The sequence below is a fragment of the Micromonospora sp. HM134 genome, from assembly GCF_007833915.1.
GTDB lineage: Bacteria > Actinomycetota > Actinomycetes > Mycobacteriales > Micromonosporaceae > Micromonospora > Micromonospora wenchangensis.
The window spans coordinates 2,952,305-2,977,471 of the sequence record NZ_CP041061.1; the positions used below are offsets into that span (position 1 = coordinate 2,952,305).

Consider the following 25,167-nt stretch of genomic DNA (forward strand, 5'->3'; position numbering starts at 1 on the left):
GTGACGGCCGTCCTCGACGAACAGCTCATCGACGACCGGGAGACCACTCCCGAGAGCCTGTACCTGCGCTGGGAGCGGCAGAACTGGGCCACCCAGGACCTGCCGATGACCGCCGACCGACCGGCATGGCAGGCGCTGCGACCCTTCCTCCACCAGGAACTCAGGGCCGCCCTCGTCGAACTCGCCGTCGGCGAGGTCGCCGTCGCCCGCCTGCTGACCCCCCTGGTGTACGCGGCCCCCACCCAGGCCGCCCAGTTCTACCTCTCCAGCCAGCTCGTGGACGAGAGCCGCCACAGCATCTTCTTCCTCGGCTACCTCCAGGCGGTGGAGGGATCCACCGAGCCACCCCACGCGTACGCGCGACGGTGCCGGGCGGACGCCTCCGACGCCACAGTGGAACTGTTCGACGCGTACCTGCTGGAACAGACCGAACGGGTGCGACGCGACCCGGACGACCTCGACGCCTGGTACGCCGCAGTGACCACCTACCACGTGGTGGCCGAGGGGGCGCTCGCGTTGGTCGTGCTCCGCTCGGTGGCCGAAGCGGTCCGCCGCTGCGGGCAGCTACCCGTGCTGGCCCAGGGACTCCGCAACGTGATCCGCGACGAGTCCCGGCACGTCGGCTTCGGCGTCTGGGCGATGCGCCACGCGGTGGACAACGGCCGCCGTCAGATCGTCGGCGACCAGGTCCTCGACGCCGTCCCGTACGTGGTGCACGTGCTGGTCGGACCGGAGCGGCGCAACCCGTCGGCGCTGCCGATGGTGGTCCGGGCCCGCGGCCGGCAACTGCGCGACCAGTGGGACACCGCCCGGGACGCGCTGCTGCGCCGGGTGCGCGCCACCGGCCTCGACGACGTCGACGCGCAGGTCACCGAGGTGTGGCGGGCCGCCGAGGAACGGGCCGTCGTCGACTACGAGAACCGTCACGGCGTGCCACACCCGATCCGGAGCCTGAGCTGAGAAGGAAGGAGAGAGCCTGATGGCAGAGCCCATCGAGGTGATGGTCCGCCAACTGGTGGCCAGCATGGCACCCCACCCGGCCGGGGACGTCACCGACGGCCAACGACTCGTCGACGATCTGCACTTCGACTCGCTCGCGCTCATCGAACTGGCGGTCGCGTTGGAGCGGCGCTTCGACCTGCCACCGATCTCCGACGACGAGGCGATGGACGTCACCACGGTCGCCGACGTGGTGACGCTGGTCAGCCAGGCAGCCGGACGATGACACCATGAGCCTGACCGGCTGGCTCACCGAGCCGCGCACCGGCCACGGGCTACGGGTGGCCACCGACGACGCCGGTTGGACCCGGCACGACTTTCCCTCGCTCGCCGTCGCCGCCGGGAACGTGGCCGGACTGCTGCGCGCCACGGGACTGCGCCGGGGTGAGGTGGTCTCGCTCCTGCTGGCGGCACCGGAGACGTTCCTGGCCGGCTTCTTCGGAGTGCTGGCAGCCGGCGGGGTGGTCAACCCGATGCCACCACCGTCCGGGCTCGGCGCGGGCGGGGCGTACCCGAAGCAGCTGACCCACCTGATGCGGGTCGCCGGCACCCGCACCATGGTCGTCGACCCGCAGCTGGCCGGAACCGCCCGCAGCGCCGCAGCCGCCGCCGGGCTGGCGGTGACCGTGCTGACCGCCCCGGGCGCGGACCAGTCGGGCGACGGGCGGCCGGGCCGTCCCGTCACGCCTGCCGCCGACGATCCGCAGCCACCAGCCGGGGACGAGGTGGCGCTTGTCCAGTTCACCTCCGGATCGTCCGGCCACCCCCGGGCGGTGGCGATCCGCGCCGACAACCTCCTGGCCAACATCACCGCGATCCGCCGCTGGCTCGACATGGGCGCCGCCGACGTGACCGCCACCTGGCTGCCGACCTACCACGACATGGGGCTGATCGGCTGCACCCTCGCTCCGGTGCTCAACCAGAGCGACATCCTGGCCATGCGACCGGACCAGTTCATCCGCTCGCCCCGACGCTGGCTGTCCTGCTTCGGCGAGCAGGGGGCGACGCTGACCGCCGCTCCCACCTTCGGCTACGCCTACGCCGCCCGGCGGATCGACCCCGACGAGCTGGCCGGGATGGACTTCAGCGACTGGCGGGCCGCGATCGTCGGCGCCGAACGGGTCAGCCGACGCACCCTGGAGTCGTTCGCGGCGCTGCTCGGCCCGCACGGGTTCCGCACCCGGGCCTTCCTCCCCGCGTACGGGCTGGCCGAGAACACCCTCGCGGCGACCGGCCTGCGCCTGGCGCCACCACCGGTGGCGCTCCGGGTCGCCGGACAGTTGCGCCCCGGCGAGCCGGTCGAGGTGATCGCCGTCGAGGAGGTCGGGACGGACCCGTCGGCCGACGACGACTGGTTGATCGGCTGCGGCGACGCCCGGGACGGCGTCGCGGTGACCGTCGTCGACGACGAGGGCGGACCGCTGCCGCCCGACGTCGTCGGGGAGATCGCACTGACCGGCCGGTCGGTGGCCGCCGGATACCACGGGCCCGACGGACCTGACGCCGCCTTCGCCGGGGGCCGGCTGCGCACCGGCGACCACGGCTTCCTCCACGACGGCCAACTGTTCGTCCTCGGCCGGGCCGGCGACAGCCTCAAGGTACGCGGACGCAACCTCTACGCGGAGGACCTGGAGGCCCGCCTCGCCGGCGTCGACGGCCTCTCCCCGGAACGGGTCGTGGTACTGGCCGGCTCCGCCGGCCGCACGCCGGAACTGCACGCGCTGATCCGGCAGCGGCCAGGTCCGTGGGCCGCGGAGGTGGCGCGGATACTCGGCCGGGAGGGCGGCCCCGGCGTACGCATCCGGGTGCTCAGCGTGCCCGCGTCCACAGTGGCGCGTACCACCAGCGGCAAACCGCGACGGCGGCCCATGTTCCGGGCCGCCATGGACGGCTCCCTCTCCGGCGAGGTGCTCTACGACTCCACCGAGCCCGGAGCGTGGCTGCCGTGAGCGCGGTCACCGCGGCGGAGACCGACCGGTGGCTCGCCGCGCTGCGCCGGGTCACCCTCGTCCCGCCGGCCCACCGCGAGGTCACCGTCGACCGGGCCGGCGCGCTGGGACTGCTGCGTTGTCCCGCCGAGACACTGGAGTTGCTGGTCGAGGCCGGGCTGCCGGTCACCGGCGAGGGCGACGAGCGGCGATTCTGCCACTACGACCTCATCAATCTGGGGCTCTACTCGGGAAGCGGGAACAGCCTCCCGGAGATCGGCTGGGAGTTCGCGTTCCGGTTCTCCCTGAAGCCCGCCGCCACCTGGACGGAACCGAGGCCCTGGCGGATGACCGCGACGCTGAGGTGCCCGGACGGCGGATGCGGCACGGACCCCGGCTGGCTGCTGCACCGACCGGTTCCGGAGCGCGGCGGTGGCGCGGCGTCCGGCTGGACCAGCGCCGCCGGACCCGTGACCGTCACCGACGACGAGGTGCGGCTCCCGGCCGCACCCGACCTCGTCGCCGTCGAACTGGACCTGGTCACCGCAGGTCGGGCGGACCGGATCGTCTCCCCCCGGTTGGCCCGGCTGTTCGCCGGCATCCGGCACGGCGGGCCGCGTTTCCAGATGCTGCCGTCCAGTTGGCAGGTCGACCCGGACGACACGCTCGCCAACGGGGTGGTCAACTGCGTCTCCGCCAGCCTGTATCTCGAACGGGAGTGCCAGGCCATGGGGTACGAGGCGTACGCCCGACGGGGTTGGCTGATCGGGATGATGGACCTCGACCACGCCTGGCTGGAGGTGCGCGACGACGACGGCCGGATCAAGGCGGTGGACCCGGTGATGGCACTACTGGCCCGGCTGCTCCCCGGCGACCGGACCGCCTTCGAGGAGTTCTGCATCGGGTCCAGCCTCAACCGGGTGTTGCCCTGCGCCTGCCGGGCGGAGGGTCCGATGGCGGTACACCACTGCGGGGGTCGGACCCGTCCGCCCACGGTGAGCACCACCATCAAACCGCGGCGGCCGGCGCGAGCGCAGGCCCAGGGACAGCTGCCGTGACCGTCGGGCCCAGGCTGTACCGGGCGGGCACCGAGGCGCGTTATCCGGCCATCACCCAGCGCGGCACCCTGAAACCGACCCACCTGGTGCAACTCCTCGACGAGGTCTCAGCCGGCTGGTGGCAGGAGATGGCCGGCCTCGACCGCTGGTCCTACTTCGAACGGCACCAGGTCCGCGCCGTGGTGCGGTACGTGCAGGCGTACACCCCGCCGGTGCGGGTGCTTCCCGGAACGCCGCTCGACGCCGAACTGGCCGTCACCCTCGGCACCGATCGGCGTGGCTGGTACGGCGGGCACGACGAGCTGACCCTCCGCGCCGTCGACGGCACCGTGGTGGCGGTGTGGACCAGCCGGTGGACCTGGTTGGACACCGGGGTCGGGGCACGACCCACACCGCGCACCGAGCCACCCCCGGGCTTCGGCGGCGAACCGCCCCTCCTGCCGGAGCTGCCGCGACGACCACGCAGCGGCGGAACCGAGACGGCCGGCTTCACGTTCAGCGACCGCGAGACGGATCTCAACGACCACGTCTTCTTCGCGTGCTACCTGGAGCGCGGCGAGAACGCGCTGGCCGACGCGGGGGTGCCGCCCGGCCGGACCGACACCAGCCGGTGCTGGTACCTGCGACCGGCCCGGGCCGGTCAGTCGATCATCCCAGCGGTCACCGAGACCGACCACGGGCACGTCGTCGAACTGCGCTTCGGCGCGGGCGGTTTCCCGGCGGCGGTCTGTGAGTACACCATCGAGCCGTGACCGATCCGGGCCGTGGCCGGCCGAACATGGATCGAGTCGGTGTCGCTCACGACCACAGATCACGGCTCACCGGAGGCGGTCCACCCTGTTCCGTGAGCCGCGCGGGGAGAATGAGACCTGCAACGCAGGCCGGACAGTGGGCTCCCTGCTCAATCTGGCCGGCCCGCCCGTCAGCGGCTGGGGTGCCACCCGAGCGCGGGGCCGAGCCGGGTCGCCATGTCGGTGAGGATCTGCGCGTAGTCGGCCGGCGTGAAGGTGAAGGGCAGGGCGAACGCAACCTCGTCGACCTCGCGGAACGCGACATCGTCGAGCAGTCGTTCGGCGATCAGCTCCGACGGGCCGACGAGATCGGGGGCGAACATCATCCGGGCCGGACCCTGGGGTGACGCCGTTCGGGGCGTGCGTTGCCGGGCGTACTCCTCGTAGCGGGCACGTTGGGTCGGGGTGGCGGTGTCGGTGGGGATGACGACGAGTCCCTGCGAGACACGAGCCCGTTCGCCGTCCGGGTGGTGGGCGCGGAACGTCCGGATGTGCGAGAGCTGGATCGCGGTGAAGTCGGTGGACTCCTCGGCCTTGACCACGCTGCTGGTGAGCAGGTTCATGCCCTGCTCGCCGGCCCAGCGGGCGGAGTGGAGGCTGCCCGCGCCGTACCACATCCGGGCGGCCAGGCCGGGGGAGTGCGGTTGCACCCGGCGGGAGAACTGTTCGAAACCCTCGAAGCCCTCGACGTCGCTGGCCGGCTCGCCGCGAACGAGGTCGAGCAGCCGTCGTACCCGCGTGTAGCTGAAGTCCTCCGCGTCGGCGGTGTCCGGGTAGAGCGACCGGCGGACCCGGTCGTAGTGCATCGGTGGGCCGACGCTCACCCCGGGGTTCAGGCGCTCGCCGGAGAGGATGTCGACCGTGGCCAGGTCCTCGGCCAGCCGCAGCGGGTTCTCCCAGCCGAGCGGGATGACCGCGGTGCCGAGCTCGATGTGCCGGGTCCGCTGTGAGGCCGCCGCCAGGACGGCGATCGGTGAGGATATGCCGTACTGGAGGTGGCGGTGGCGTACCCAGGTGCTGTCGAAGCCGAGTTGCTCGCCCAACTCGATGAGCCGGAGTGTCGCCTCGTGGCCGGTGCGGGGGTCGGCCTCGTCGAACAGGCCGATGGTCAGGAAGCCGAGCTTTCGCAGTGCTGCCGACTGCTTCGACGCAGGTGTTCCACTCACCGTCCGCCTCCAAGGATGCCCACCCAGGGACCTGGAACCCTACCTGGTCGGTAGGAAAGGGTTGCGCCCGGCGGCGGCGCAACCGCAGGTTGGGCGGGTCGTCGGGTTACGGCGTGCCGGCGAAGCCGGGCATCCGGAGCGGGTCATCCACCCGGGCTGGGTGGCCGGATCCAGTCCGCGTTCTCGCCGCAGGGCCTGACGCGCAGAGCCGGCGACCGGCCCGAGATCCGCGCGCCGGCTCAGCCGAGTGTCGCGGTCGCCGCTCGCAGCTCGCTCAGGGCGGCCAGCGTGTAGCGGGCCAGCCCGTGGTCGGCGTCGGTGTCGGCCCACTCGGCGTAGCCCCGCTTGAACGCGAGCAAGCCCAGCTCCCCGGCCAGCGCGGCGGCCGCGTCGGGGACACCGCGGGCGGTCAGGGCGGCGGTCATCGCGGCGGCCATGCTCACGCTCTTGAGGGCGTCGCGCTCCTGTAGCTCGGTGCTCGCCGCGACGGCTGCCTTGAGTCGGGGTCCGATCTCGCGGTTGAGCGGGCCCATCGCGTCGGACGCCCGCTGCAGGCCGGCCGCGACCGCCTCGAGCGGGGTGGCCCCGGCCGGCGCCTCGGTGATGCCCTCGGCGAGCAGCCGGCTGAGCGTCTCCTGCCCGGCCGCCAGCAGCTCGCGCTTGTCGGGGAAGTGCCGGAAGAACGTGCTCTTGGTGACGCCGGCCCGCTCGGCGATCTGCGCGACCGTGGTGGCGTCGTAGCCCTGCTCGGCGAACAGGTCGACGGCGGCGACGATCAGCCGCTCGCGTGCTCCCGGTTCCCAACGTGCCATGTCGTCCATCATAAGTGATGGGACTCTTGTCCCATCACGTGCTACGGTGATGGGACAAGAGTCCCATCACTTTCGGGAGCGTCCATGCAGGTCTTCATAGCCGGCGGCACCGGGCTGATCGGCTCGGCGGTCGTCGCCGAGCTGCTCGAACACGGGCACCGGGTGCTCGCGCTCACCCGCTCCGACACCTCAACCAAGGCCGCTGAGGCGGCCGGCGCCGAGACGATCCGGGGCGGCCTGGCCGACCTCGACGTCGTGCGAGCCGGCGCGGCCCGCTCCGACGGCGTGATCCACCTCGCCTTCGGCAATGACTTCAGCAGCCCCGAGTCGGTGGCCGCGGCGGTCGCCGAGGAAACCGCGGCGCTCATCGCTCTGGGCGAGGAGCTGATCGGCAGTGACCGTCCGCTCGTGACGGTTTCCGGCACGCCCTGGGTGGCCGGCCGGCTCTCGACCGAGGGCGACCCGCTGCCGCTCGAGGGCCCGGTCGGGGGCCGCGGGCGTACCGTAAATTCGATCTTGGCGTTGGCTGCTCGGGGTGTCCGCAGCTCGTCGGTCCGGCTGCCCCGCACGGTGCACAACCACGGCGAGGGCGGCTTCGCCGGGCTGCTCACCCAGATTGCCCGGCAGTCCGGCGTCTCCGGCTACCCGGGCGACGGCACCCAGCGCTGGCCGGCCGTGCACGCGGTCGACGCTGCCGTGCTGTTCCGGCTCGCCCTGGAGAACGCACCGGCAGGCACCGCCTGGCACGCGGTGGACGACGAGGGCGACGCGGTGCGGGACATCGCCGAGGTCATCGGGCGGCGACTCGGCCTGCCGGTACGGCAGGTGCCCGAGGAGACGTTCGGCCCACTCGGCGAGATCTTCGCCGCCGACCAGCCGTCGTCGAGCGCACACACCCGGGCGACCCTCGGCTGGACGCCGACCCACCCGAAGCTGCTCGCCGACCTGGAGAACCTCCAGCCCTGACCGGTTGCCCTCCACCCGCGGCGCCGACGCCGGCTGCCCCTGGCCGGGCCGGCGCTGCTGGTGCCGGCTGGCCCGGCACTGACCACTCACCTGCTCGTCTGGCCCGCCCTGCCGACGCTTCCCGGCCACGCCGACGCGATCGTGCAGCCGGCGTCCCGGGCCGTCGAGTCCGCCGCCCGCCGGTCAGGTGTGCCGGCTCGTGGCGGCGACCATGTCGACGAGGGTGTCGGTGAGGTCTTCGGCGCAGACGCCTCCCCACTTCGGGTCGGCCAGCTGGCCACTGGCCTCCAGACCGGCGATCCCGTTCGCGCTGCTGATGAGCAGGGCCGCGTACCGGCGGGCGTCCTGCTCGCCCACCAGTTCGGCGACGACGGCCAGGAACTCGGTCTGGCTCCGCTGGGCGGCCCGGGCGAGTGCGGTGGGATCGCCGGGCGGGTTGCTGAACATGAGCTGGTAGAGGTGTGGCTGAACGCGGCCGACGTCGATGAGCGCGAGGAGACCGCCGCGGATCTTCTCGGCGGCGGACAGGCCCGGGTCGGCGCGGAGGGCCTGCATGCGGTCGCCGAGCGTGTCCCACGCCCGGGTCCCGACGGCGATCAGCAGGCTCTCCTTGTCGGGGAAGTGCCGGTAGGGCGCTCCGCGGGTCACTCCCGCGCGTGCTCCCACCGCGCGCAGCGTCACCGCGTCGAGGCCACCGGAATCGAGCAGCTCAGCGGCCGATTCGAGCAGCGCGCGGCGGGTGGCGGCGGCTGATTCGGCGCGGCTGGTCACGCGGACGATGCTAGTCCGCTGGTGACGACCAGGTCACTTCCTTCGGTTGACGTTGTCATCTCAATGGCGCAGACTAGAGAGATGACAACGTCAACTGAAACTCGGGAACTCGTGGTCGTGACCGGCGCCTCGACCGGCATGGGTGCGGCCACCGCGCGGGAACTGGCCCGCCGCGGCTTCCACGTCCTCGCCGGCGTACGACGCGACAGCGACGCCACGGCCCTGCGGGCCGACCGCATCGAGCCGGTGATCCTCGACATCACCGACCCCGACCACGTCGCCGCGCTCGCCGCCCGGGTCGGGCGGGACCCGCTGCCGCTGCGGGCGCTGGTCAACAACGCCGGCGTCCCCGGCGCCGGCCCGGTCGAGGTGATGCCGCTGCACGAATGGCGGCGCATCTTCGAGGTGAACCTCTTCGGCCACGTCGCCGTCACCCAGGCCCTGCTTCCCGCCCTGCTGCGCGGCAGGGGACGCGTCGTCAACATCAGCTCCCTCAACGGCAGGATCTCCATGGCCGGCTACGGGCCGTACGCCGCCAGCAAGTTCGCGATGGAGGCGATGAGCGACGCGTTGCGCAACGAACTGGCCCCCCACGGCGTGCAGGTGGTGGTGGTCGAGCCGGGCGGCGTCCAGACCGAGATGTCCCGCGTCGGCCTCGCCGCCCTCGGTCGCCTCGACGACACGATGACCCCCGAGCAGAACGAACGCTACGGCGCCCTGATGCAGGCGATACCCTCCCACGTGGCGGCGTTCACCAGGGCCGGGGTGACCTCCACCGTCGCCGCGAAACGGATCGCCGCGGCGGTGACCGACCGCAGGCCCCGCACCCGCTACACCATCGGCGCGACGGCTGCCTTCCTCATCCGGGCCTCCCGTATCCTCCCCGACCGGACGCTCGACCGGATGACGACCTCCGACCTGCGCAGGCACTACCCGACCGGGAACCGTCGCCGGACGACCGCCAGCCGGTGAACGCCGAGGCCGGCGTCAGCGGCCCACCGTCACCCGGCTGCCGGGCCGTATCCGGCGACCACCTCGGGCACGAGGTACGTGATCCACCGGTAGCATCGGCGGCGGCACGAACGTGCGAGGTGCCCCGCGTGGTGCGGGGAGAATCGGGAAGCCGGTGTGAATCCGGCACGGGCCCGCCGCGGTGACCGGGGAGCGACCGTCCAGGCGCGAGGAGCGCAGCCACTGGCCGTACGGCTGGGAAGGCGGACGGGTCGGCGTTGATCCGGGAGTCCGAAGACCGGCCTCGCGTCGACCGCCCACCCGTCCGGGGTGGGCCGAGCGCAGCGGGAGCCTGCCTGTGGAACTCTACGACGCCATCCACCGCCGCCGGGACGTCCGGGCCGAGTTCACCGGGGAGCCGGTGCCGGCCGGCACCCTGCACCGGATTCTCGACGCCGCGCACGCCGCGCCCAGCGTCGGCTACTCGCAGCCGTGGGATTTCGTCCTGGTCCGGGACCCTGCCGTCCGCCGCCGGTTCCACCGGCACGTGCAGGCCGAGCGGGCGACGTTCGCCGCCACCCTGGACGGTGCCGCGGCCGACCGGTTCGCGCGCATCAAGATCGACGGGGTGCTGGAGTCGACGCTGTCGGTCGTCGTCACGTACGACCCGCGGCGCGGGGGCCCGGCGGTGCTCGGGCGGCACGCCATCGCCGACGCGGGCCTCTACTCCGTCTGCCTGGCCATCCAGAACCTCTGGCTCGCCGCCACCGCCGAGGGGCTGGGCGTCGGGTGGGTGTCCTTCTACCGGGAGTCGTTCCTCGCCGAACTGCTGGGCGTGCCGGCCGGCATCCGGCCGGTGGCCTGGCTCTGCGTCGGGCCGGTCACCCACCTGGCGGCCGTGCCCGACCTGGAACGGCACGGGTGGCGGCGGCACAGGCCCCTCGCCGAGGCGGTGCACCACGACCGCTGGCCGCAGCGGGCGACCGACCAACCGAACAGCTAATCCAGATACGTCTATGCAGTTGCTAGGTTTGCGGTTGCAATGAGTCATTGCCTGGTTACGTTGGGAGGAGTTCTATGCGTACCACCGTCAAGGTCCTGGCCGCGTCCGCCCTGGCCGCACTGAGCCTCGTCGCCGCCGGTGCCACCCCGGCCCTCGCCGCCGCCCCGGCGCCCTTCTGCGAGTCCGGCGGCTCGCAGTTCTACTGCGACGGCAGCAGCACCGAAACGACGACCTGGACCATCACCTGGTACTCCGGCAGCGTCGGCACCTTCACCGCCGGGTCGACCCTCTTCGCCAGCTGCCCGGCCAGCAACCTCGGCCGTCCCGTGCGGGCCAGCTACAGCTACTTCGACGGCAGCACCACCCAGTACAGCGACACCACCCAGTTCATCTGCCGCAGCGGCCCCTGGCAGTAGAGCCCTACGGAGTCCGGCGTACGCGCCACCCGCGCGTGCGCCGGACAGGCTGTGGTGGCGGAATGAGGTCCGATGACAGCCGAGCCGGTCCGCGAGGGGAAGTACGCGCGCATCGAGCGGGAGCGGCGGTTCCTGCTGGCCGGACCGCCGCTGCCGGCATCGGTCACCGCCAGCCGTCGCATCACCGACCGGTACCTGACAGGCACCCGGCTGCGCCTCAGGCGTGCCGAAAGCCCCGCCGACGGATCCCGCGAGTGCAAGCTCACCCAGAAGGTGCCCGCCGCGCGGCCGGGCCACATCCAGGGACTCATCACGAACGTCTACCTGTCCCCGGCCGAGTACGAACTGCTCGCCCGCCTGCCCGCCGCGACGCTGTCCAAGACCCGTCTGAGCGTCCCGCCGCTGGGCATCGACATCTTCGATCCGCCCCTGCATGGTCTGATCCTGGCGGAGGCCGAGTTCACCTCCGACGCGGCGGCACGCTCGTTCCTCCCACCCCCGCAGGTCCTCGCCGAGGTCACCGACGACCCCCGGTTCACCGGTGGCTCACTCGTCCATGCCCACCGCGAGGACCTGCTCGGCTGGCTCGCCGACTACGGCATCACGCCAGCCCCTACCACCCCGTGGACCGCCTGAACCCCCTCGACCACCGGCACCGACGACTGCGCAGGTGGTTAATCCGCAGACGGTCCCGTGGGCGGTCGACGGCCGCAATCCGACCGGACGTCGGTCACCGCCGGCTACCGCGCCGACTCGGCTCGGTCGGGGAGTGGGCGAGTCGAGGTGGTAGTTTTCCGCCCCTGTGCTGGGACAGTCGAGAAAGGACGTTCGGGTGACTGACGGCCACTCCGGGGCCGGGCCCGCCGTCGAGGTGCCGCGGCGACGACGTCGGTGGGTCATCCCGTCGGTGGTGGCCCTCGTGGTGCTCGCCCTGGGTGGCGGTGGTGCGGTGGCGTACCGGCAGCTCGCTGACCGGGAGGATGAGGATCCGGGGGTGACGGCCTGTCGGTCGGCCGGGTTCGTGGTGCGGGCCGCGCAGGGCGAGGTCGCCCCTGATGACGAGGTGCGGCGGGTGGGGGAGTTGTTCCAGCGTTCCGCGCACGAGGATCTGCGGTCCGCGGGGGTCTTCGCGGTGGGCACGGTGCAGCGGGCGCAACGGGCGCAGGATCCGCGCGATGCGCCGGAGACGGTGAAGTTGCGGCAGGTCAACCTCGCCGCCGCAGTCCCCAGGTTGATCGCTGCCTGTGCGGAGCGCCAGGTCACCGTCAAGGGATAGCCGTGGACGTGGGCGTCGCTGCGGCCTGACGTACGGTCGCGGCGACGCCCGGACCCGACGGGCGGCATCCGGACAGGGTCGGACCCGCTCGTGCCGGACTCACCCTTCCGGGGCGACCTGACCGTTCGAGGTGGGCAGCCCTTCCAGCTCGGTCCGCAAGGTCGCTAGTGCGGTGTCGATGATGTCGGCGAGCCGGCGACCGTCGTCGGTGTCGAGCCATGCGGCGACGGACACGTACATCAGGGTTCCCGCCGTCTCGGCGAGCAGGTCGGCCCGCAGCGGGTCGAGGCCGCCGGCGCGGAAGCCGTCCCGCATCACCTGGGCCAGCATCGCGCGCTTGTGCTGGTCGCGTTCGCGCAGCCCCGGGTCGGACGCCACGATGGCGCGCCGTTGCCGCAGGTCGTCCTTGCGACCTTCGAAATACGTCTCGGCGAGCGTGCGCAGGCCCGCGACGATGAACGCCAGCGGTTCGTCGGCGGGCGCCGTGGCCATGATCTGCCTGGCGTAGGCACCGATCTCGGCCTCGTCCGCGAAGAGCACCTCGCGCTTGTCGGCGAAGTGCCGGAAGAACGTGCGCGTCGTCAGGCCGGCCCGCGCGGTGATCGCCGGCACCGTGGTCGCGGCGAAGCCCTGCTCGGCGAAGAGTTCGAGCGCCGCCTGCCGCAGCCGCTCGCGGGCATCCGGTCGCCACCTGGCCATGATCCGAGTGTAGCCGTGATGACATCGCGTGTCGTCGCCGGTATGGTGATGACACGGCGTGTCGTCACTGGGGCGGATGCCGCACCAGGGCGGAGCTGTGCCATGACCGACGTGTGGATCCTCGGCGGCACCGGCCGCAGCGGGCGCGCTATCGCGGCCGAACTGCGCCGACGGAACATCGAGCCGGTGCTGGTCGGCCGGGACGCCGAACGGCTCAAGGCCGCCACCGGCGGGCTGCCGACGATGGTGGCCGGTTCGGTCCGCGAGACCGTGGCCGCGATCCGCCGGGAACGGCCGGCCGTGGTGGTCAACACCGTCGGACCGTTCATCGAGACGGCCCTGCCCCTGCTGGACGCGTGCCTCCCGACCGGCCACTACCTCGACCTCGCCAACGATCTGGCCTCGGTGTCGGCGGTCCTCGGCCGGCACGGCGAGTTGACGACAGCGGGGCGCACGGCCGTCACGGGAGCCGGGTTCGGCGTGACCGCCACCGAGAGCGTCGTGGTGAAGCTCTGCCAGGGGCGGCCGACACCCCGGCGGGTCCGGGTCGACATGGTGCCCTCGTTGGCCACCGAGGACGGCGTGGTCGGCGACGCCCTGGCCGCCACGATCGTGGAGGGCATCCCCGGAGTCGAGGGCGGTGGGCGGTTCCAGGGCCGCCGGTACCGCGACGGACGACTCGCCCCGGCCCGTCTCGGCAGCGACCCGATGAAACTGGTCCTTCCCGACGGGTCCACGGTGACCACCGCCGGCATGCCGCTCGGCGAGCTGATGGCCGCCCAGCGGGCCAGCGGCGCAGCGGACGTGCTCGCCGCATCGAGCGAGGCCCCGTCCTCCCCGGTGATGCGCGCGGTGCTGCCCGTGGCGACCGCCCTGCTCGCGATCGGCCCGGTGCGCGCCCTCCTGCGGCGACGGCTCGCCACGGTACCGACCAGGGCCCGCCCGAAGCCCCGCGAGCACTCCTGGGGCCACGCCGTCGTGGAATGGCCGGACGGCAGCATCCGCGAGGGCTGGCTGCGGGTCGGCGAGGCCCAGTCCTGGACGGCGACAGTGCCCGCCGAGGTGGTCCGGCGGCTGCTGGACGGTCAGGGGAAGCCGGGCGCGTACACTCCGGCGGCGCTGTTCGGGTCGACCCTCGCCGAGGCGTGCGGCGGCACGTACCAGGTGCGGTGAACCACTGACGGGTCCCCGTGACCGGCCAGCCGCCGGCCGCGAGCCGCCGACTCGTCGTGCACGGCCCGACGAGACCGCTCGTCCCGTGTCCGGTTTCATCCGGCGTCGTACTGGCACCGGAGGCGGTCGGTCGTGAGGATGGGGGTGTGAGTTCACCGAAGCCCCCCGCCGGCCCCGGGTCCGAGCCGCAGCCGACCGTGGGCGGGCGGGTGGACCCGGCGGGCGGGGAGTCCGGCCTCCCGGCACCGCGTCCCGGCGGGTCTGCTCCGGATCGCCGCTATCTGCTCGACAACGCGCGGGTGGAGGCTGGCGAGCGGTTCACCTGGTTGGCTGAGCTGTTCGACGGTGTCACCATGGGGCACGTCGACCGGCTCGGAATACGGGCGGGCTGGCGCTGCTGGGAGGTCGGCGCCGGTGGCCCCGACATCCCGCAGGCGCTGGCGGCGGCCGTCGGCCCCTCCGGTCACGTGCTGGCCACGGACATCGATCCCGCCTGGTTGGGCCCGCGAGGTGGGTACGAGGTGGTCCGGCACGACATCGGCGCGGATCCGCCGCCGCAGCCGGGGACCTTCGACCTGGTGCACGCCCGGCTCGTGCTCGTCCACGTGCCCGACCGTGCCCGGGCGTTGGCGACGATGGTGGCCGCGTTGCGGCCCGGCGGCTGGCTTCTCGTCGAGGACGCCGACACCGAGTTGCAGCCGCTGGCCTGCCTCGACGAGGTCGGCCCGGCACAGCGGCGCGCCAACCGGGTACGCCGGGCGGTCCGGGAGTTGTTGACCCGCCGGGGCGCGGACCTGCGCTTCGGCCGTACGCTGCCGGGGGCGTTGCGGGCGGCCGGCCTGGTCGGTGTCGGCGCGTCCGGCTGCTTCCCGGTCGGCGGGGTGGCCTGCGACCGGTTGGAGGCGGCTACGGTGCGGATGGTCCGCGCCGAGTTGCTCGCCGCGGGGTTGGCCACCGACGCCGAGATCGACGCGCACCTGGCCGCCGTCGCGGCCGGCGACCTTGACCTCACCCTCGCGCCACTCATCTCGGCATGGGGACGCCGACCGGGGTAGTCCCACGGCGGTGCGGGGTCAGGGTCGGTCGGGGAGCGGGACAGCTCCGTGCGGCGGGTCGGCCTGCCCGGATGCGGCCGGAAGGCGAAGGATGAACACCGCTCCCGTCCCGGCGGCGCCGGCGACCCCTGCGGTGCCGCCGTGTGACTCGGCGATTTTGCGGACGATGGCGAGCCCGAGACCGCTGCCGCCCGTTCGCCGGTTGCGGGACTTCTCGGCCCGCCAGAACCGTTCGAAGACGAGGTCACGCTGTTCCTCCGGAATCCCCGGCCCGGTGTCGGCCACGACGATCTCGGCGTACGCTGCCTGGTGCCGGGCGGAGAGCGTGACCTGGCCGTCGGCGGGGGTGTGCCGGATCGCGTTGGTGACCAGGTTGCCGATGGCCTGCCGGAGCCGGATCGGATCGGCGTCGACCGTGCCGGGTGCGGCATCGACGACCAGCGCGACCCCGGCGGACTCGGCGGCGGGAGCGAAGGCGTCCGCGACCTCGCGCAGCAGTTTGGGCACCTCGACCTGTCGCCGGTGCAGTGTCAGCTCGCCCGCGTCGGCTGCGGCGAGATCCTGAAGGTCGTCGATGACGTGCTGGAGTAGCAGCGCCTCGTCCAGCAGCGAGCTGACCAGGTCCGCATCGAGTTCGACCACCCCGTCCTCGGCTGCCTCCAACCAGCCGCGGATGTTCGTCACCGGTGTACGCATCTCGTGGGCGATGTCGCCGACCATGTCGCGGCGCAGCTGCTCGACCCGGCACCGCTGTTCGGCCATCTCGTTGAACGCGTTGCCGAGCCGGGCGATCTCATCGCGTCCGGCGACCCGCACCCGTGCCGTCGTGTCGCCGTTGCGCATCCGCCCGGCCGCGGCGGTCAACGCGTGTAGTGGTCGGACCAGGCGTACCCCCACCAGCACCGTGACGCCGACCGCGACGAGCAGCACCACCCCGGCCACCCCGAAGATCCGCAACCGGTTGGCCGGGGTGAGGTCGAAGGCGCCGACCGGCACCGGGGTACCCGGGTCGGTGACGAACAGCAACACGGGTGGCGCGACGTGGTCGGCGATCTGGGTGCGTCGGGCCGCGGCGACACAACCGTCGACGTCGTCGCGTCGTTCGGTGGTGATCGGGCCGGACCCGGCCGGGGTCCACTGTCCGTCGAGGTCGGTCCGCACCGCCGGTATCCGCTGGCGGCCCAGGCAGGTGTTGACCAGGTCGTCGAGCTGGTCCAGCGCTCGTCGCTCGGTGGCGGTCGGCTCAGCCAACGCGTCGAACTCCCCGGCGCACCGGGCGTCGCCGGTGACGGTGGCGCCTCGGGACGCGATGCGGGGCCGGCCGCTGGGGGCGACGACGATCTCCGCATCGGTACGGACCGGAAACAACCCTTCCGCCGCGGTCAGCGGGGCCAGGTCGACCGGACCGTGCAGACAGTCCAGTGCCCTCACCGCCAATCGGCGTAGCGCGGTCCGTTCGGCGTCCGGTAGCTGGTACGGGCCGGTGGCCCGCGCGTCGATGCCGCCGGCTCCCGCCGTGCCCGCCAGATCGGTGTCGACGTCGAGCGGGTCGACGGTGGCGGAGGCCCGTTGCGGCAGGGCTCCCGCACCGGACGCGGCGAGCGGGGTGCGGTTGCGGTCGGTCAGGACGATCCGTCGCTCGGTGTCCGCCGCGAGGGACCGCACCAGTGGCGACACGCCCGTCCAGTCGTGGTGCGTCGCGGCGTGCCCGAGCAGGGCGTCGTAGATCCGCGCGTCGTCGGCGAGCGCCCGGCCGCGCTCCTGTTGCAGGGCCCGGGTCGTGTCGCGTACGGCGAGCCAGGCGGTCGCCGAGATCGAGAGTACGGAGATGACCACGCTGAGGGCGAGCAGCCGGACCAGGAGGCTGCCGCGTCCGCAGCACTCAGCCATCGGCGAGTTTGTATCCGATTCCGTACACGGTGAGTAGCCGTGCCGGGCGTCGCGGATTCGTCTCGATCTTCCGGCGCAGGTTCATCACGTGCACGTCGACCGTGCGGGCGGTGACGTACGAGTCGAGCCCGTGCAGCCGGCGGAGCAGTTGGTCGCGGCTGAACGCTCTACCCGGCTCCGCAGCGAACGTGCTCAACAGGGCGAACTCGCCCGGGGTGCACACCACCGGGGTGCCCGCGACGGTGACCTCGTGGCGTACCGGATCAAGGAGAAGGTCGCCCACCCGCAGGGGCGGCGCGACGGGCCGCGCAGCCGCGGACCGGGTCCGGCGGAGCAGGGTGCGCACCCGCGCCGCCAGTTCCCGCGGGCTGTACGGCTTCGTCAGGTAGTCGTCGGCGCCCAGGTCCAGGCCCAGCAGAAGGTCGTCCTCGGTGCTGCGGGCGGTGACCATCAGCACCGGCACCTCGGAGTCCCGACGCAGGATGCGGCACACGTCGAGGCCGTCGACGCGCGGCATCATGACGTCCAGCACCAGCAGGTCCGGCGGGCGGTGGCGGATCTCGTCCAGCGCGGCCCGGCCGTCGTGGACCACCGACACCCGGTGGCCCTCATGCTCCAGATACCGCCGGAGCAGTTCGGCCTGTTTGGGGTCGTCCTCGGCGACGAGCACGTTCGCGTTCACGGCGGCGAGTCTAGGAGGCGTCAGAACATCGAAACAGGTAGAGAACGGGACCACTACCGGATCACCACAGGTTCCTGACAAGGGTTCGCCAGGATGTGGCACGTACCAGCCCCCGGTCCCCGTGAAGGAGAAAAGGTTGTCATTGCTGAAGGGCCTGGCCGCAGTGGCCCTGGTCGCCGCCGGCCTCGTGCCCACGTCACCCGCCCAGGCGAAGGACCGCACCTATCCGGTCAGGTCGCTCGACTACACCCTCGGCGACCGCGCGTTCACCGTCGCCGGTTTCCACACCGACGGCCCGGACTCGTCGACCCTGGCACCGATCGAGCTGACCGGCAACGTGCACTACCCGGCCGCCGGCAACGGGCCGTTTCCGCTGGTGGTGCTCTCGCACGGCTACTGGTCCACCTGCGCCGACCGGGCTGCCGACGCCGAGGCGGCTCGTATCGAGAAGGAGTCGCCAGCCGACTACTACGACGACCCGCGCTGGTTGGACGCCATCCACCGGCTCTGGCAGTGGCCCTGCGCGCCCGGTGTCGCAGCACTGCCCAGCTACCGAGGCTACGACTACCTCGCCCGGCAGCTCGCCGCCCAAGGAATGGTCGTCGTCTCGATCAGCGCCAACGGGATCAACGCCGGTCAGATCGGCACCGAGGCCGACAACGCCCGCGCGAAGCTCATCAACAAGCATCTCGCGCTCTGGACCGAACTGGCCCGCACGGGCCGTGGCGCCCTGGCCGGCCACTTCAACGGCCCGACCCCGGACGTCAAAGGCAAGATCGACTTCTCGCGTACGGGGACACTCGGCCACTCACGCGGCGGCCGTGCGGTGGCCTGGCACGCCGCGGACGTCCACCGCGTCGACCTTCCGGCAGGCGTACGCGTGGCCGGCGTCCTCGCCCTCGCCGCCGCCGGCTCAGGCACCGCCACCAACCCGGGCTCCCCGGATGCCAAGCTCTACCGGGTGACCTCGGCACCACTCGCGGTCTGGGTCGGCGGCTGCGACAGCGAGCAGGGTCTCGACTATGCGAAGTTGGCGACCGGTCACACGCGTGAGCCGATCTACACCTGGCATGTCCGTGGCGCGAACCACAACTTCCTCAACACCCAGTGGTCCCCCGGGAGCGGGCAGGTCGGCGCCATCGACGACCAGGGCTTCGGTCCGGCACCGGGCTGGTGTGGCACCCCGACGTTCCCGGACTGGGACCCGGACAGCGGCACCCCCGAACCGCCGATCGAGTGGTCGCACGTGACCCGCAAACTGACCGAGACCGAACAGCGCCAGGTCAGCGCCGGATACGTCACCGCGTTCTTCCGTTGGGTGCTCCTGGGCGACCGGCAGGCCGAGGCGGTCGTCAGCGGCGGCGTCCACCCGTACGCCTCGTTCACCGTGGTCGACGCCGAGAAGATCGTTCCCCGACCCCGGCGGGGCCCGCGCTAGCGCCGCACGGCGGTGAAGCCCCCGTCGGTCATGACTGGTAGGTAGCGATGTCCAGGGCCGGGGCTTCCGCCGCCGACCGGGCGGGCTGCCGCATCGGCGGCCCGCCCTCGGCGGGGGTGGTCCGCTCATCCACCGGGCGCCACCACGGGGCTGCTCGGGTGGGGGCGGGACGACTCGGGGAACACCGCAGGCGTGCCCGTCACCGGATCGGGCACGATCCGGCAGCGCAACCCGAACACGTCGGCGACGAGGTCCGGGGTGAGCACCGCCGACGGGTGACCGGTCGTGGTGACCTGGCCGTGGCGCAGCACCACCAGGTCGGTGGCGTAGCGGGCCGCCTGGTTGAGGTCGTGCAGGACGGCCACCACGGTCCGGCCACCGGCGTGCAGGTCGGCGAGCAGGTCGAGGACCTCGTACTGGTGGGCGATGTCGAGGTAGGTGGTCGGTTCGTCGAGCAGCAGGATCGGGGTGTCCTGCGCCAGCAGCATGGCCAGCCAGGCGCGTTGCCGTTGGCCTCCGGAGAGTTCCGTCAGCACCCGGTCGCCGAGGTCGGTGGTCCCGGTGGCGGCCAGCGCCGCGGTGACCGCCCGGTCGTCCTGCGACGTCCAGCGGCTCAGCGCCGACCGGTGCGGGTGCCGCCCGCGCAGCACCAGATCGGTGACGGTCATCCCGGCCGGTGCCTCGATGCCCTGGGGGAGCAGCCCCACGGTGCGGGCGTACTGCCGCCGGCTGTAGCCGCGCACGTCGCGGCCGAGGACGGCCACCCGGCCCCCGCCCGGCCGCAACACCCGGGCGATGGTGCGCAGCAGGGTCGACTTGCCGCAGCCGTTGGGTCCGATGAAGACGGTGAAGCTTCCCTCGGCGATCCGCAGGGAGACGTCCCGGCAGACGGTCCGGCGGTCGTAGCCGACGGTGACCGAGTCCAGTTCGATCGTGGGCGGGGCGGTCATGGTTGCCTCCGGGGTGGCGGTGCGGTGCGGGACGGGCGGCGGCTCACCCGGGCCTGCCTCGCCAGGTCCAGGCCAGGACGAGAGCCAGGTAGCCGCCGCCGACGACGCCGGTGACCGCGCCGACGGGCAGTTGCTGCCCGGGGACGAGTCGTTGGGCGAGCTGGTCGGCGGCGAGCAGCAGCACGGCGCCGAACACCGCGCTCGTGGTCACCAGGGGAGCGGCGACGCGGGTGAGCCGGCGGGCCAGGTGGGGGGCGGCCAGGGCGACGAAGCCGACCGGCCCGGCGCCGGCGACCCCGACGGCGGTCAGCGCGACCGCCAGGGCCGTCGCGGTGAGCCGTTGCCGGCGTACGGGGACGCCGAGGCTGAGTGCCTTGTCCCCGCCGTTCTCGATGAGCCGCAGCCCCCGGGCCGTCAGGACGGCGGGCGGCAGCAGCACCGCGAGCGCGCCGAGCAGCAGTGGCAGGTGCGGACCGCTGCCGTTGAGGCTGCCGACGAGCCAGACGGCGGCGTTCTGCGCGTCGGTCACCTCGGCGCGGGTCAGCAGGTACGCGTTGACGGAGGTGAGCAGGGCGGACAGGCCGATCCCGACGAGGATGAGGCGCTGCCCGGTCCCGCCGAGCAGCAGGGCCGCCCCGGCGACGGCGGCACCGCCGAGCACCGCGCCCACGGCAGGGGTGAGTCGGGTGTCGTGGAGCACCAGCAGGACGACGAGCGCGCCGGTGGCGGCGCCGACGGTGAAGCCGACGATGTCGGGGCTGCCGAGGGGGTTGCGGCTGGCGCTCTGGAAGAGGGCGCCGGCCGCGCCGAGGGCCGCCCCGACGGCGAGCGCGGTGCCGATCCGGGGGAGCCGCAGCTCGAACAGGACGAACCGCAGGCCGGCATCGCCGCCCCCGGTGAGCACCGGCCACAGGTCGTGCAGCGGGGTGGCGTACCGGCCGCTGGCCAGGGCGACGACGGCCAGCCCGGTGCCGAGGGCCAGCGCGACGAGGCAGGCCAGGGTGGCGCGGCGGGTGTGCCGACGGCGGGTGCGGCGACCGGGAGCGTTGGTCGGGGCGGTGGTCATGGGCGGGGAATCCTCCGGGCGCGGACCAGGGCGATGAACACGGGCGCGCCGATCGCGCCCATGACGATCGCGACCTCGATCTCTCCGGGGCGGGCCAGGAGCCGGCCGATCACGTCGGCGGTGATCAGCAGGATCGGGCCGAGCAGGCAGGCGTAGGCGACGATCCACCCGAGCCGGGGGCCGCAGATCGCCCGGGCGGCATGGGGGACGGCGAGCCCGAGGAAGCCGATGGGGCCGGCCACGGCGGTCGCGCCGCCGCAGAGCAGGGTGGTGGCGACCAGCGCGAGCAGCCGGGTGCGGCCGGGGCTGACCCCCAGCGCGGTGCCGCCCTCGTCGCCGAAGCGCAGCACGTCCAGCGGCCGGATCACACCGACGGTGACGACCAGGCCGGCGAGCAGCGCCGGTGCCGCCGTGAGCAGGGCGGACGGCGGCTGGTCGGCGAGGCTGCCGACGGCCCAGAAGCGGTACCTGTCGAATGCGGTCTGGTCGATCAGGGTGACGCCGGCGACGGCCCCGGTCAGGCAGGCGCCGACGGCTGCGCCGGCCAGGACCAGCCGGCCGTCCTCGGCCCGGCCCGGGCCCCGGGTGCCGCCGATGGCGGTGACCAGGCCGGCGGCGAGGCCCGCGCCGAGTAGGGCGAGCAGCAGGTGTCCGCGCTGGCCGGTGACCCCGGCGAGGATGCCGGCGACCACGGCGGCGGCGGCTCCGGCGTTGACGCCCAGCAGCCCGGGGTCGGCGAGGGGGTTGCGGGTGAGTGCCTGCATCAGGGTGCCGGCCAGGGCCAGGGCCGCTCCGACGCAGATCGCGATCGCCGTACGGGGCAGCCGGACGTCCCAGACGATCAGGCCCGCCTCGCTGTCGCCGTGGGCGAGGAGTTCCCGTAGCACGGTGCCGGTCGTCAGGGGCAGCGCGCCGACGGCGAGGCTGGCGGCGATCGCGGCCAGCAGGGCGAGCGCGCAGGCGAGCAGCCCGGCGGCGAGCAGGCGGGGGCGGCGTAAGCCGGCGGGGGTGGCGACCGACACTGTGACTCACTTCATGGTGGAACGTTCCATCACTGGCTAAGGTAAACCTACCCTAAGCCACTGGGAACGTCGTTCTCGCTGCCCCTCCTGAGGATCGAATGCCATGTCACACTCCCGCCCACGCCGGCTGAGCACTGTCCTGACCGCCGCCGCACTGATACTCGCCGTGCTGGTGGCCGGCGGTTGCGCCGCCGACGGGGCGAGCCCCGCCGAGCCCGCGTCCGGATCGTCCGACGCCGCGTTCCCCACCACCCTCACCCACGCCTTCGGCGCGACCACCCTCACCGCCAAGCCCGAACGGATCGTGGTGGTGGGCCTCAAGGAGCAGGACTACTTCCTCGCCCTCGGCGAGGTGCCGGTGGCGATCCGCGACTGGTACGGCAACATGCCGAACGCGACCTGGCCGTGGGCCCGGGAGCGGCTCGGCACGGCCAGGCCGGAGGTGCTGGCCCGCGCCGAACTCGACTACGAACAGATCGCCGCGCTGCGCCCCGACGTCATCGTCGGGCTCTCCTCCGGCATGTCCCGGCAGGAGTACGACCTGCTCACCAAGATCGCCCCCACCGTCGCCCAGCCCGCCGGCGACGGCAGTTGGGCGGTGACCTGGCAGCAGATGAGCCGGGCCGCCGGACAGATCACCGGCCGCAGCGCCGAGGCCGAGAAACTCGTCACCGACCTGGAACAGCGGATCGCCTCGGTCGCCGGCGCCCATCCCCGCCTCAAGGGCGCACGCACCGTGTTCGCCTCCACCTACGAGGGCCAGTACTACCTGTTCAGCCCCGAGACCACCGCCTCGAAGGTCCTGCTCGACCTCGGGCTGACCATGGCACCCGAGGTCACCACCCTCACCGCGAACGCCAACCAGTCCGCCACCATCAGCCGCGAACGGTTCGACCTGGTGGACGTGGACGTCGCCGTCTGGTCCGAGGCGGCCACCGACCCGGGCGTGACCACCCTGCTCGGCGACCCGCTCTACACCCGGCTGGACGTCCGCACCCAAGGCCGGGACGTCTTCCTCGGCACCGAGGCCAACGGCGCGCTGGCGTTCGCCTCCGTGCTGAGCCTGCCCTACGTCCTGGACAAGATCGTCCCCGCGCTCACCGTCGCGGTCGACGGCGACCCGGCCACCCGTTCGGAGTACAGCGCGACATGACCGACACACTCACCCGACCCGGATTCTGGACCGCCACCGTGCACGAGGTCCGGCGGCTGACCCCGCACCTGCAACGGATCGTCCTCGGCGGCCCCGACCTCGCCCACTTCCCCTGCCTGGGCGCACCGGACGAGTCGGTGACGCTCTACTTCCCCCGCCCCGGCGAGGCGGCCCCGCCGCCGATGACCCTGCGCGGCGAGGTGTGGGGCTACCACGACGAGCAGCACCCGCCCCTCGGCCGCAACTACTCCGTCCGCGCCGTCGACCCCGCCGGGGCGCGGCTGACCATCGACTTCGCCCTGCACGATCACGGCCCCGCCACGTCCTGGGCGCGGCAGGCCGAGACCGGCGCCGGTCTCCTGCTGTGGCGGTGCCGCGCGTGGTTCCGTCCCCCCGCGGACACCCGCTGGCTGGTGCTCGCCGCCGACCTGTCCGGGCTGCCCGCCGCGACCCGTGCCGTCGCGGAACGCACCCCCGGCCTCCCGGTCCGGGTGCTGGTGGACCTGCCGGACCTGGCCGACGCCCGGGACCTGCTCGCTGCGGCCGGCGACGACCCCACCGTGCACGTCGACGTACGGGTCGGGGTCGGCAACGGCCACGGCCCGGGCAGCCTCGTCGACCGGCTGCGGGAGACCACGCTGCCCGACGGCCCCGGCTACGTGTGGGTCGCGGGCGAGGCGGGGGAGTGCCGAACGGCCCGGTCCGTGCTGCGTACCGTGCACCGGCTGCCCCGCGACCGCGCCGTCTGCGTGGGCTACTGGCGCACCGACGCCGCCGAGTGGGAACGCCGCTACGCCCGCTTCCGCCCCGTCCTCGACCAGGTCTACCAGGACGGCCTCGCGGCCGGACTCAACCCGGTGGAAGCGGGCGACCGGATGGAGGAGGCGCTGGAACGGATGACCCGGTGACCGGCCCCCGGGTCGACTCCCGCCACCACAGGTGGACCGGATGCTCGTAGACCCCACCCGGGCCGCCACCGGTCACGTCGTCGAGCAGGTCGGCGCAGCGACGGCCGGCGTCCAACGGCGACAGGTCGAGCGCGGTGACCGGCGGTTGGCCCAGCCGCAGCGCGCTCGACTCGGTGGCGCTGGCCAGCAGGACGTCCCGCCCGACCCGACGGCCGAGCCGGTGCAGCACCTGCACGGCCGTCGGCGCGGTGTCCACCGAGGCGCACACCAGGGCGTCCACCCCCGGCGCGGCGAGCACCTGCTCGACCGCCCGGGACACCTCCGCCGGCGACGGCACCCACGGATGGTGCGCCACCACGGGGGCGACGCCGTGCCGGGCGCACCAGTCCCGGTGCGCCGCCGCCAACTGGGCCGCCCAGTCACCCGTCTGCGGTGGCACCACGAGGGCGGGACGCCGGGCCCCGGCCCCGGCCATCCGGTCCAGCAGCCCGGTGAGCGCCCGGTGGTGGTCCGCCCAGAGCACGACGTCCGCGTGCATCCCGACCGGGGGCCGTTCGAAACACACGACCGGCATGCCACCCTGCATCAGGACCGGCACGAACGCGTCGTCCCGGTGCGGATCGGCCACGATCACCCCGTCGAGCGCGCGGGGCGACCGGCGTTCCGAGGCGGTCAGGATCGAGACGTCCCGGTCGCGGGCGGCGGCACGTTCCATGACGCCGAAGACGAACCGCATGTAGAACTCCGACGTGGACGGCACGCCCGGAACGTAGACCCCGATGACGCCGGTGCGCCCGCCCCGCAACTGCCGGGCCGCCCGGTTGGGGACGTAGCCCAGTTCCTCCATCGCCGCGCGGACCCGCTCCCGGGTCGCCTCGGAGACCCGGCCGGAACACGACAGCACATTGGAAACGGTGGACTTGCCGACACCCGCCCGGCGCGCGACATCGTGCAGCGTGACGGGACGGGCCATCAGCCCAGTCTAGGTAACCGG

26 protein-coding genes and 1 riboswitch are annotated in these 25,167 nt (G+C 73.2%); of the genes, 16 read left to right on the plus strand and 10 right to left on the minus strand.

Annotated features, from left to right (window positions below; genetic code table 11):
* From FJK98_RS12975 to FJK98_RS12995, 5 genes are read left to right on the plus strand one after another with little or no spacing between them, the layout of a single operon-like run.
* Window positions 1-960: a hypothetical protein gene (locus FJK98_RS12975; protein WP_145919236.1), complete on the plus strand. Its 960-nt coding sequence runs from the start codon at window positions 1-3 to the stop codon at window positions 958-960.
* Window positions 961-979: 19 nt separating this feature from the next.
* Window positions 980-1,225, plus strand: a complete 246-nt coding sequence (locus FJK98_RS12980; RefSeq protein WP_145919237.1) for an acyl carrier protein — start codon at window positions 980-982, stop codon at window positions 1,223-1,225.
* Between the two features lie 4 nt (window positions 1,226-1,229).
* Window positions 1,230-2,948 (plus strand): AMP-binding protein, encoded by a 1,719-nt coding sequence (locus FJK98_RS12985; RefSeq protein WP_145919238.1) that lies wholly within the window; start codon window positions 1,230-1,232, stop codon window positions 2,946-2,948.
* A complete protein-coding gene (locus tag FJK98_RS12990) occupies window positions 2,945-3,985 on the plus strand; it encodes a hypothetical protein (RefSeq protein ID WP_145919239.1) in 1,041 nt (346 codons plus the stop codon). Before FJK98_RS12985 ends, FJK98_RS12990 begins: the two co-directional genes overlap by 4 nt.
* The gene (locus FJK98_RS12995) at window positions 3,982-4,737 is read left to right on the plus strand and encodes a hypothetical protein (protein ID WP_145919240.1); all 756 of its coding nucleotides are present in this window, start codon (window positions 3,982-3,984) and stop codon (window positions 4,735-4,737) included. The genes FJK98_RS12990 and FJK98_RS12995 overlap by 4 nt, the downstream gene beginning before the upstream one ends.
* Window positions 4,738-4,907: 170 nt before the next feature.
* Here FJK98_RS12995 and FJK98_RS13000 read toward each other — a convergent pair whose 3' ends face one another.
* Both FJK98_RS13000 and FJK98_RS13005 read right to left on the minus strand, forming a co-directional pair.
* Window positions 4,908-5,942, minus strand: coding sequence for an LLM class flavin-dependent oxidoreductase (locus FJK98_RS13000; protein ID WP_240762801.1), 1,035 nt, complete (start codon window positions 5,940-5,942; stop codon window positions 4,908-4,910).
* Window positions 5,943-6,181: 239 nt separating this feature from the next.
* Window positions 6,182-6,754 (minus strand): TetR/AcrR family transcriptional regulator, encoded by a 573-nt coding sequence (locus FJK98_RS13005; RefSeq protein WP_145919241.1) that lies wholly within the window; start codon window positions 6,752-6,754, stop codon window positions 6,182-6,184.
* 84 nt (window positions 6,755-6,838) lie between these two features.
* On the opposite strand from FJK98_RS13005, the gene FJK98_RS13010 reads away from it, so the two are divergent.
* The gene (locus tag FJK98_RS13010) at window positions 6,839-7,720 is read left to right on the plus strand and encodes an SDR family oxidoreductase (protein WP_145919242.1); all 882 of its coding nucleotides are present in this window, start codon (window positions 6,839-6,841) and stop codon (window positions 7,718-7,720) included.
* 183 nt (window positions 7,721-7,903) lie between these two features.
* On the opposite strand, the gene FJK98_RS13015 is transcribed toward FJK98_RS13010, so the two are convergent.
* Window positions 7,904-8,491, minus strand: a complete 588-nt coding sequence (locus tag FJK98_RS13015; RefSeq protein WP_145919243.1) for a TetR/AcrR family transcriptional regulator — start codon at window positions 8,489-8,491, stop codon at window positions 7,904-7,906.
* Window positions 8,492-8,572: 81 nt separating this feature from the next.
* On the opposite strand from FJK98_RS13015, the gene FJK98_RS13020 reads away from it, so the two are divergent.
* The 5 genes from FJK98_RS13020 (at window position 8,573) to FJK98_RS13040 (ending at window position 12,137) form a co-directional block, all read left to right on the plus strand.
* Window positions 8,573-9,463, plus strand: a complete 891-nt coding sequence (locus FJK98_RS13020; RefSeq protein ID WP_168222448.1) for an SDR family oxidoreductase — start codon at window positions 8,573-8,575, stop codon at window positions 9,461-9,463.
* A 100-nt stretch (window positions 9,464-9,563) separates the two neighbouring features.
* A riboswitch (cobalamin riboswitch) is annotated at window positions 9,564-9,764 on the plus strand.
* Between the two features lie 36 nt (window positions 9,765-9,800).
* Window positions 9,801-10,445, plus strand: a complete 645-nt coding sequence (bluB, locus tag FJK98_RS13025; RefSeq protein ID WP_145919244.1) for a 5,6-dimethylbenzimidazole synthase — start codon at window positions 9,801-9,803, stop codon at window positions 10,443-10,445.
* Window positions 10,446-10,519: 74 nt separating this feature from the next.
* Window positions 10,520-10,861, plus strand: a complete 342-nt coding sequence (locus tag FJK98_RS13030) for a hypothetical protein (RefSeq protein WP_145919245.1) — start codon at window positions 10,520-10,522, stop codon at window positions 10,859-10,861.
* A gap of 72 nt (window positions 10,862-10,933) precedes the next feature.
* A complete protein-coding gene (locus FJK98_RS13035; protein ID WP_145919246.1) occupies window positions 10,934-11,497 on the plus strand; it encodes a hypothetical protein in 564 nt (187 codons plus the stop codon).
* A gap of 196 nt (window positions 11,498-11,693) precedes the next feature.
* On the plus strand, window positions 11,694-12,137 hold the full coding sequence (locus FJK98_RS13040; protein WP_145919247.1) for a hypothetical protein: 444 nt from the start codon (window positions 11,694-11,696) through the stop codon (window positions 12,135-12,137).
* A gap of 99 nt (window positions 12,138-12,236) precedes the next feature.
* Here the strand turns inward: FJK98_RS13040 and FJK98_RS13045 are convergent, their stop codons facing one another.
* On the minus strand, window positions 12,237-12,836 hold the full coding sequence (locus FJK98_RS13045; RefSeq protein ID WP_145919248.1) for a TetR/AcrR family transcriptional regulator: 600 nt from the start codon (window positions 12,834-12,836) through the stop codon (window positions 12,237-12,239).
* Between the two features lie 102 nt (window positions 12,837-12,938).
* Between FJK98_RS13045 and FJK98_RS13050 the strand changes: the two genes are divergently transcribed.
* Window positions 12,939-14,009 carry a hypothetical protein gene (locus FJK98_RS13050; protein WP_145919249.1) on the plus strand — a complete coding sequence of 357 codons (1,071 nt, stop codon included), beginning with the start codon at window positions 12,939-12,941 and terminating at the stop codon, window positions 14,007-14,009.
* 146 nt (window positions 14,010-14,155) lie between these two features.
* On the plus strand, window positions 14,156-15,064 hold the full coding sequence (locus FJK98_RS13055; protein ID WP_240762803.1) for a methyltransferase: 909 nt from the start codon (window positions 14,156-14,158) through the stop codon (window positions 15,062-15,064).
* A gap of 18 nt (window positions 15,065-15,082) precedes the next feature.
* Here FJK98_RS13055 and FJK98_RS13060 read toward each other — a convergent pair whose 3' ends face one another.
* Both FJK98_RS13060 and FJK98_RS13065 read right to left on the minus strand, forming a co-directional pair.
* A complete protein-coding gene (locus FJK98_RS13060) occupies window positions 15,083-16,954 on the minus strand; it encodes a cell wall metabolism sensor histidine kinase WalK (protein WP_145919250.1) in 1,872 nt (623 codons plus the stop codon).
* Window positions 16,947-17,636, minus strand: coding sequence for a response regulator transcription factor (locus FJK98_RS13065; RefSeq protein WP_145919251.1), 690 nt, complete (start codon window positions 17,634-17,636; stop codon window positions 16,947-16,949). Before FJK98_RS13065 ends, FJK98_RS13060 begins: the two co-directional genes overlap by 8 nt.
* A 136-nt stretch (window positions 17,637-17,772) precedes the next feature.
* Between FJK98_RS13065 and FJK98_RS13070 the strand changes: the two genes are divergently transcribed.
* A complete protein-coding gene (locus FJK98_RS13070) occupies window positions 17,773-19,074 on the plus strand; it encodes an alpha/beta hydrolase (protein WP_145919252.1) in 1,302 nt (433 codons plus the stop codon).
* Between the two features lie 125 nt (window positions 19,075-19,199).
* Here the strand turns inward: FJK98_RS13070 and FJK98_RS13075 are convergent, their stop codons facing one another.
* The 3 genes from FJK98_RS13075 to FJK98_RS13085 are packed head-to-tail and all read right to left on the minus strand — an operon-like array spanning window position 19,200 to window position 22,112.
* Window positions 19,200-20,024, minus strand: a complete 825-nt coding sequence (locus tag FJK98_RS13075) for an ABC transporter ATP-binding protein (protein ID WP_145919253.1) — start codon at window positions 20,022-20,024, stop codon at window positions 19,200-19,202.
* Between the two features lie 43 nt (window positions 20,025-20,067).
* The gene (locus tag FJK98_RS13080; RefSeq protein WP_145919254.1) at window positions 20,068-21,090 is read right to left on the minus strand and encodes an iron chelate uptake ABC transporter family permease subunit; all 1,023 of its coding nucleotides are present in this window, start codon (window positions 21,088-21,090) and stop codon (window positions 20,068-20,070) included.
* Window positions 21,087-22,112 (minus strand): iron ABC transporter permease, encoded by a 1,026-nt coding sequence (locus FJK98_RS13085; RefSeq protein ID WP_145919255.1) that lies wholly within the window; start codon window positions 22,110-22,112, stop codon window positions 21,087-21,089. The genes FJK98_RS13080 and FJK98_RS13085 overlap by 4 nt, the downstream gene beginning before the upstream one ends.
* Before the next feature lie 103 nt (window positions 22,113-22,215).
* Here FJK98_RS13085 and FJK98_RS13090 point away from each other — a divergent pair, with 103 nt between their 5' ends.
* Window positions 22,216-23,265 carry an iron-siderophore ABC transporter substrate-binding protein gene (locus tag FJK98_RS13090; RefSeq protein ID WP_145919256.1) on the plus strand — a complete coding sequence of 350 codons (1,050 nt, stop codon included), beginning with the start codon at window positions 22,216-22,218 and terminating at the stop codon, window positions 23,263-23,265.
* Window positions 23,262-24,173, plus strand: coding sequence for a siderophore-interacting protein (locus tag FJK98_RS13095; RefSeq protein WP_145919257.1), 912 nt, complete (start codon window positions 23,262-23,264; stop codon window positions 24,171-24,173). The genes FJK98_RS13090 and FJK98_RS13095 overlap by 4 nt, the downstream gene beginning before the upstream one ends.
* Here FJK98_RS13095 and FJK98_RS34650 read toward each other — a convergent pair.
* The gene (locus tag FJK98_RS34650; RefSeq protein WP_145919258.1) at window positions 24,115-25,146 is read right to left on the minus strand and encodes a LacI family DNA-binding transcriptional regulator; all 1,032 of its coding nucleotides are present in this window, start codon (window positions 25,144-25,146) and stop codon (window positions 24,115-24,117) included. The genes FJK98_RS13095 and FJK98_RS34650 overlap by 59 nt on opposite strands.
* Window positions 25,147-25,167: the final 21 nt, after the last annotated feature.